Source organism: Arthrobacter sp. SE2 (assembly GCF_058244265.1).
The window spans coordinates 1-7777 of the sequence record NZ_JBZAYA010000043.1 but is presented as its reverse complement, the minus strand read 5'-3'; the positions used below and the strand labels follow the sequence as shown (position 1 = coordinate 7777).

Sequence of the window (7777 nt, the reverse complement as noted above, 5' to 3'; positions counted from 1 at the left end):
GCTCGCCGAAGAGGATCTTCTCGGAGAGCTGGTCCTCGATCTCGCGCTGGATGGTGCGGCGCAGCGGCCGGGCACCCATGGCGGGATCGTAGCCCCGGGTCGCCAGGAGGACCTTGGCGGCCGTGGTGAGCTCGATGCCCATGTCCTTGTCCTTGAGGCGGCCCTCGAGGCGCGTGACGAAGAGGTCCACGATCTCGATGATCTCGTCCTGCGTGAGCTGCGGGAACACCACGACGTCGTCAACGCGGTTGAGGAACTCGGGGCGGAAGTGCTGCTTGAGCTCTTCGGTGACCCGTGCCCGCATCCGGTTGTAGCCGGTGGTGGTGTCCGTACCGGACTGGAAGCCGGTCGCCACGCTCTTGGAGATGTCGCGGGTACCCAGGTTGGTGGTCATGATGATCACCGTGTTCTTGAAGTCCACCACCCGGCCCTGGGAGTCGGTCAGGCGGCCGTCTTCCAGGATCTGCAGCAGCGAGTTGAAGAGATCGGCATGGGCCTTCTCCACTTCGTCGAACAGCACCACGGAGAACGGACGACGGCGGACCTTCTCCGTCAACTGGCCGCCTTCTTCGTAGCCGACGTAGCCGGGAGGGGCACCGAAGAGACGCGAAACCGTGTGCTTCTCGGAGTACTCGGACATGTCCAGCGTGATGAGGGCATCCTCTTCACCGAACAGGAATTCGGCCAGCGCTTTGGCGAGCTCGGTCTTGCCGACGCCGGTGGGGCCGGCGAAGATGAACGAGCCACCCGGACGCTTGGGGTCCTTCAGGCCTGCACGTGTGCGGCGGATCGCCTGGGAGAGGGCACGGATGGCCTCGTCCTGGCCGACGACCCGCTTGTGCAGCTCGTCTTCCATCTTGAGGAGACGGCTGGATTCTTCCTCGGTGAGTTTGAAGACCGGGATGCCGGTGGAGTTCGCGAGAACTTCGGCAATCAGCTCCTCGTCCACCTCGGAAATATCATCCATGCCGCCGGACTTCCAGTTGCGTTCCTTCTCGGCACGCTCGGCAATGAGCTTCTGCTCCTTGTCGCGCAGCGAGGCGGCGCCTTCGAAGTCCTGGGCGTCGATGGCGGATTCCTTCTCCATCTTCACTTCGGCGATGCGCTCATCCATGGCCTTGAGCTCCGGCGGGGCGGTCATGCGGCGGATGCGAAGCCGTGCACCTGCTTCGTCGATCAGGTCGATCGCCTTGTCCGGCAGGAAGCGGTCCGAGATGTAGCGCTCGGCCAGCGTTGCAGCAGAAGCAAGGGCGCCGTCGGTGATGGTCACCCGGTGGTGCGCTTCGTAGCGGTCACGCAGGCCCTTGAGGATCTCGATCGCATGCGCGACGGAAGGCTCCTTGACCTGGATCGGCTGGAAGCGGCGCTCCAAGGCGGCGTCCTTCTCAATGTGCTTGCGGTACTCGTCCAGTGTGGTGGCACCAATGGTCTGGAGTTCACCACGGGCCAGCATCGGCTTGAGGATGGACGCGGCATCGATCGCACCTTCTGCAGCGCCGGCACCCACGAGCGTGTGGATCTCGTCGATGAAGAGGATGATGTCGCCGCGGGTCCGGATTTCCTTGAGGACCTTCTTCAGGCGCTCTTCGAAGTCACCACGGTAACGGGAACCGGCAACAAGGGAACCAAGGTCAAGCGTGTAGAGCTGCTTGTCCTTGATGGTCTCCGGCACATCTCCCCGGACAATCGCCTGGGCAAGGCCCTCGACGACGGCAGTCTTGCCGACGCCGGGCTCACCGATCAGCACGGGGTTGTTCTTGGTCCGGCGGGAGAGGACCTGCATGACGCGTTCCATCTCCAGCTCGCGGCCGATCACGGGATCAAGCTTGTTTTCCCGCGCGGCCTGGGTGAGGTTGCGGCCGAACTGGTCGAGCACTACCGAACCGGCGGGGGTGCCTTCCTGTTGGCCGGGACCTGAGCCGGGACCCGCAGTTTCTTTGCCCTGGTAGCCGGAAAGCAGCTGGATGACCTGCTGGCGGACGCGGTTGAGGTCGGCGCCAAGCTTGACCAGGACCTGCGCGGCAACGCCTTCACCCTCGCGGATGAGGCCGAGCAGGATGTGCTCGGTGCCGATGTAGTTGTGGCCGAGCTGCAGGGCTTCGCGGAGCGAGAGCTCAAGCACCTTCTTGGCGCGCGGGGTGAAGGGGATGTGGCCGGACGGGGCTTGCTGGCCCTGGCCGATGATCTCCTGTACCTGCTCGCGGACGCCATCGAGCGAAATGCTCAGGGACTCCAGCGCCTTGGCGGCAACGCCCTCACCCTCGTGGATCAGACCCAAGAGGATGTGCTCGGTACCGATGTAGTTGTGGTTGAGCATGCGTGCCTCTTCTTGGGCAAGCACAACAACGCGACGGGCACGGTCCGTAAATCTCTCAAACATTTCGCCACACTCCTAGCTACGACGTACTTTGATGCTACGTGGCAACGCTGGAATTTTGGGGCGTGTTCGCCACAGGGGAAACATGGCCGCACCGGGAATAAGTCCGCTCAACTCGTCCGTGGGCCTCGGGATCACGGCGGAGACCGACTCCAGGGCTTCCACGGTCACGCCGCGCTTCCGTCGATACCCCCACGGGCCGGCCGCCGTCGTTCTTCCCGGCAAACGTGGTGACTGTCCACCGGCTATGCCCAGTCGGCTCCAAACCTTCCTGGGAATAGTGGCGCCATGCTGCCAAACGACATCGTTATCCCGGCGAGCCGTGCGGTTAAAAAACAATACCCCGGCCGTAGGGCCGGGGTATTGATACTTGGTGTCAGGAATTGGCCTTCTGGTAGGCTTCCTGAATTTCGGCCTGAATGCGGCCACGGCTGTTTACGGTATAACCGTTGTCGCGCGCCCATTGACGGATCTGCGCGGAGTCCTGGTTTCTGCCCGCGGCAACGCGGCTACGCGTTGCACGGCCGGTCGATGTCTTGCGCGCCTTAGCGACAAATGGCCCAAGAGCGTCCCGCAGCTTCGCAGCGTTGGCACTGGACAGGTCCATTTCGTAACTGACTCCGTCAAGGCCAAAGCGGACAGTTTCATCCGCAGAGCCCTCATCCAGGTCGTCAACGAGGATAATTTTGACTTTCTGTGCCATGAAAAGACTCTCTTTTGGAGGGGTCGGATATGCAGAATAGCTAGACTACTAATTAAAGATTATCGTCCAGTGGATGGCACCTAGTCAAAGGCTCGTCAAAGGCTCGGCCAAAGGCATCCTCAAAGGGATCGCCAAAGACACTATTAAATCTTCTGGAGCGCCCGGAGAAAGAGCTATTTGGCAGGGGTTGAGCCGTCGCCCGCCGGCTTGGCAATTCCGAATCCGGCTTCTTCCTGGGCGCGGGCTTCTGCTTGGCGCTCTGATTTGTCCGCGTTGAAGATAGCCTTCATGGCAAACCAAAAGAGAAGTCCGACAACGACGGACGGTGCAAGAACGGCAATGTATTCCATGGTCAGTGCCCTTCGGGCTTGAGGAGTGGGAACAGGATGGTTTCCCGGATGCCTGCTCCGGTGAACAGCATGACCAAGCGGTCGATGCCTAGGCCGATGCCGCCCATGGGCGGAGCACCGTATTCAAGGGCGCGCAGGAAGTCTTCATCCAGCTGCATGGCCTCGACATCGCCGGCTGCCGAACGACGGGACTGCTCCGTGAGGCGTTCGCGCTGGATGACGGGGTCGATCAGTTCGGAGAAGGCCGTGCCGCGTTCCATGCCGCCGATGATGAGGTCCCAGGCCTCGATCAGGCGGCCGTCCTCCCGATGCGGCCGGGCAAGGGGCTGCGCGGAGGGAGGGTAGTTGTAGACAAAGGTCGGGTTGAGCAGGGTGGGTTCGACGATCTCGCCGAACAGTTCTACTACGAGCTTTTCGGCGTCCCACTTGGGATCCACCTTGACCTCGTGCTTGGCGGCAATCGCCTGAAGTTCCCCCACCGTGGTGTCCGGAGTGATCTCTTCGCCGATCGCCTCGGAGAGCCCCGGGTAGACGGCAACCCAGGCCCATTCGCCGTCGAGGTCGATCTCTCCGGCGTCAGTCTGGATGGTGCGGGTGCCCACGACGTCGGCGACGTTAAGGATGATTTCCTTCATGCGCTCGGCCATGACGAACTGGTCCGCCCACGCCTCGTAGCATTCCAATGTGGTGAATTCGGGGCTGTGCGTCGAGTCGACGCCTTCGTTGCGGAAGACGCGGCCCATGTCGTAGACGCGGTCGATTCCGCCCACGACGGCGCGCTTGAGGAAGAGCTCGGTGGCGATACGCAGCGTCATCTTCTGGTCGAAGGCATTCATGTGCGTCTCGAACGGGCGTGCCGTGGCACCGCCGTGGACGAGCTGCAGGATGGGGGTCTCCACTTCCACATAGCCGCGGCGGTCCAGGGTGTCGCGGACCGAGCGGGTAATCGCTGCGCGGGTGTAGACCATTTCCCGGGCTTCGTCGCGGACCATGAGGTCCACGTAGCGCTGCCTGACACGGGTTTCCTCATTCAGTTCGGCGTGCAGCACCGGCAACGGGCGCAAGGCCTTGGAGGCCATCGACCAGGAGTCGGCCATGACGGACAGCTCGCCACGCCTGGAGGAAATGACTTCGCCCTTGATGAAGACGTGGTCTCCGAGGTCCACCAGCGCTTTCCAGTCCGCGAGGGTTTCCTCGCCGACATTCGCGAGGCTGAGCATCGCCTGCAGGCGCACGCCCTTCCCGTCCACACCGCCTTCCTGGAGGGTGGCGAAGCAGAGCTTGCCCGTGTTGCGCACGAACACGACGCGGCCAGTGATGCCCACGACGTCGCCGGTGGTTTCGTCAGCCTGGAGATGGGCGTACTTCTCGCGGATCTCCGCTAGGGAATGCGTCCGCTCAACACCCACCGGGTAGGCCTCGGTGCCGCGCTCAATCAGCTTGCTGCGCTTTTCCATGCGGATGCGCATCTGTTCGCTGGCGTCGGCTGGCTCGGCGGCGGTGTGCGGGGATGGGGTGTTTGCGGAAGTCACAATCCACAAGTTTACCGGGGATTCCTTAGAGTTCCCTATCTTCCCCTCCCGCCCCCGCGGCAACATAGACTCGGGCTGTGGAGACATGGACAGTTGAAACGGACGACGACGGCGGCCACCTCGAGGTGCACTCCTTCCGGCCGGTAGCCGAAGCGTCCATTCCCGGCGCTTCAAGCGCTACGGAGGAGCCCGGCGTCGTCCTCGTTCACGGCACCTTGGTGACTGATTCCCTTTACTGGCCATTCGCGCGGAACCTGAGCGTCCTGCTCGGCCGGCCGGTGCATTCCTACAACCGGCGCGGCCGCGGCCGGTCGGCACCGCAGCCGCCCGGCTACTCCGCTGCGACGGAGACCAGCGACTTGCTTTCCGTGATGGAAGCGAGCGGATCCACCGATGTTGTTGGCCACAGCTATGGCGGATTCGTCGCGCTGCAGGCGGCGCTGCGTGCACCAATTTCCCGCCTCGTCACTTACGACGCCGCGGTTTCCCTCTCCGGCAACTTGAACGGGCGCTGGCGACCGCAATTGGAAGAGGCCGTCACCGCGGGCCAGCTCGACAACGCCTGGGCGCATTTGGTCCAGGGGCTGGGCACGGCCGGCCCGATTTCCTACTTGCCGCTCGGGGCGCTGCGGGTGATCAGCATCCTCTCCGCCAAGACGAGGTTGGGATCCGAGATGCGGGAACTGCTGCCGACGGCGGTGTTGGAGATGCGCGCGATCATTGACGCCGACTCGCATATCCAAGACTATGCGGAGTTGAAAACGCCAACGCTGATGCTAAGTGGCGGGTGGAGTCCGGCGTACTTTGCCGAAACCGGTCGGCAGCTTGCAGCTGCCATACCGGCGGTGGACTTCTCGGTAGTCCCACTCCAGTTCCACGAGGGTCCTCTCCGGCCAGGCAAGCAGCTCGCTGTGAGGATTGCCCGCTACCTGGCACAGGGCGCCGTCACCCTAGGATGAAGCGGTGATAGAACGTGAGGTCACCACCCCCGACGGCGGCAAGCTCGCCTTGTACAGTTACGGCTCGGCGGATGCTCCGGGAGAGCACCGCGTGGTGCTCATCGGGGGCGCATTCCTGACCGCGCTCATCTACAGGCCTTTTTCCGTGGCGCTATCCAACGGACTCGGCGAAGGTTGGGCAGTCGACGTCTACGATCGCAGGGGCCGCGGCAGCTCGACGGAACTACCCGCAAACTACTCCATGGCCACGGAGATTGCGGACGTGCGGAGCATCATGGACGCCACAGGCGCCAGGAACCTCCTTGGCCACAGCCTTGGCGGATCCGTGGCACTGAACGCCGTGCAGGAGTTTGCGGGGACAAGCTACGAACCTGACAAACTTGCCGTGTACGACGCCGCCGTGAACATCGACGGGAGCATGGACATGGGCTGGTTGGAAGGCTTTGCCCAATCCGTGGATAGCGGAAATGTAGGGCGTGCCATGGCCAGGATGAAGAGGGGGATGCAGCCTGGCACCGCCTTGGCGCGAATCCCGGAGCCCATCCTGGCCGGACTCATGGCCCTCGTTTCCCACACCAAGGTCAACAAGGTCCTCAGGGGACTCATGCCAACGGGCGTGGCAGAACTCAAAGCCGCCTACGACGAAGCTGCGCGCCCGCGGGACTTCTCCGTCCTCCCCCGAAGCACGCAATTTATCGTGGGCAGCAAAAGCCCCGAATACTACAAGGTCACTGCAGAGCGGCTGTACGCAGCCGTCCCCGGAAGCACGCTGGTGGTATCGCCAAAAGGTTTCCACGGATCCATTCCTGCCGCGGTCAAGGAACTCGTGACGGACCTTTCCAGCTATTTCAAGGACTGACGGAACCCTGCGGCTCGGTTAGGCTCGAAGCATGACGCGCGAGAACATCACAACGGCCGACGGCGGAACCCTCGAGCTCTTCACGACGGGCGGTGAGCTTGCCGGTGGCGGCTCCGGCGTCGTCGTCGTGCCCGCCTCGATGGTGACCGCCGCAGACTACTCCAAGTTTGCCCAGAAACTCAGTGCCGCCCTTGGTCGCCCGGTCCACACCTTCAACCGCCGCGGCCGTGGTGAATCGTCGCCGCAGCCCGAGGACTACACCCTCGACGTCGACATCCGGGATCTTTCCGAAGTCATGAAGCACACGGCCAGCACCGATGTCTTCGGCCACAGCTTCGGAGGCGCTGTGGCCCTGCACGCGGCGCGCACGCTACCGGTGGAACGCCTGGCGGTCTACGACCCCGCAGTCTCCGTCAACCACAGCGTGAAGGCCGAGTGGACGAGCGAATACGAGCGCGCGACGGCGGCTGGAGACTTTGACCGCGGGCTCGCTGTGCTTGTGAAGGGCGTCGAGACGGAGGGCGCCTTCGCGCGGATGCCGCTGTCCATGCTGACACTCGTCACCAAGCTGACGTCGGGCACTCCCATGGGCAAGCAGATGCGTGAGCTCATGCAGTCCGGCGTGCGTGAGATCAAGGCAGTCATCGCCGCGGACATGCCCGCCGAGCCGTTCCTTGAGCTGCCGCTGGAAACGCTCATTGTGGTGGGGGAAAAGAGCCCCGCCTACTTCGGCGTGGCGTGCGGCCAGATCCATGACGTGCTCTCCGGATCGAGCTACACCATCCTCCCCGGCCACGGCCACGACGGCGTGATCCGCGCACCCGACAAGCTCATCGCCGAGCTTTCCGACTTCTTCTCGGGCTAAACGCCGGCTCACTTATAGGGGGTCCTGGCGGGATGCCGGCTCGTTTATACCGGGTGCTTGCGGTGGGCCGGCTCGTTTATACCGGGTGCTGGCGGGGTGCCGGCTCGTTTTTGCCGGGGGGTGTTTTAAAGG

7 protein-coding genes are annotated in these 7777 nt (G+C 63.3%); 3 read left to right on the top strand and 4 right to left on the bottom strand.

Annotated elements, in window-relative coordinates; genetic code table 11:
- The 4 genes from AC4CS3_RS23805 to lysS all read right to left on the bottom strand — a co-directional run.
- Window positions 1-2380 (bottom strand): ATP-dependent Clp protease ATP-binding subunit (locus AC4CS3_RS23805; protein WP_490785522.1); only part of this gene is annotated, 2380 nt, incomplete at its 3' end.
- Window positions 2381-2753: 373 nt separating this feature from the next.
- On the bottom strand, window positions 2754-3080 hold the full coding sequence (locus AC4CS3_RS23800; protein WP_236814113.1) for a histone-like nucleoid-structuring protein Lsr2: 327 nt from the start codon (window positions 3078-3080) through the stop codon (window positions 2754-2756).
- A gap of 173 nt (window positions 3081-3253) precedes the next feature.
- Window positions 3254-3430, bottom strand: a complete 177-nt coding sequence (locus tag AC4CS3_RS23795; protein WP_172465751.1) for a hypothetical protein — start codon at window positions 3428-3430, stop codon at window positions 3254-3256.
- A gap of 2 nt (window positions 3431-3432) precedes the next feature.
- The gene (lysS, locus tag AC4CS3_RS23790) at window positions 3433-4962 is read right to left on the bottom strand and encodes a lysine--tRNA ligase (protein WP_490785521.1); all 1530 of its coding nucleotides are present in this window, start codon (window positions 4960-4962) and stop codon (window positions 3433-3435) included.
- 77 nt (window positions 4963-5039) lie between these two features.
- Between lysS and AC4CS3_RS23785 the strand changes: the two genes are divergently transcribed.
- Genes AC4CS3_RS23785 through AC4CS3_RS23775 form a run of 3 tightly spaced genes read left to right on the top strand, consistent with a single transcriptional unit; the run spans window position 5040 to window position 7645 of the window.
- Window positions 5040-5921: an alpha/beta fold hydrolase gene (locus AC4CS3_RS23785; RefSeq protein ID WP_437772041.1), complete on the top strand. Its 882-nt coding sequence runs from the start codon at window positions 5040-5042 to the stop codon at window positions 5919-5921.
- A 4-nt stretch (window positions 5922-5925) separates the two neighbouring features.
- Window positions 5926-6780, top strand: a complete 855-nt coding sequence (locus AC4CS3_RS23780) for an alpha/beta fold hydrolase (RefSeq protein ID WP_490785520.1) — start codon at window positions 5926-5928, stop codon at window positions 6778-6780.
- Between the two features lie 31 nt (window positions 6781-6811).
- Window positions 6812-7645, top strand: a complete 834-nt coding sequence (locus AC4CS3_RS23775; protein ID WP_490785519.1) for an alpha/beta fold hydrolase — start codon at window positions 6812-6814, stop codon at window positions 7643-7645.
- The last annotated feature ends 132 nt before the right edge of the window (window positions 7646-7777 follow it).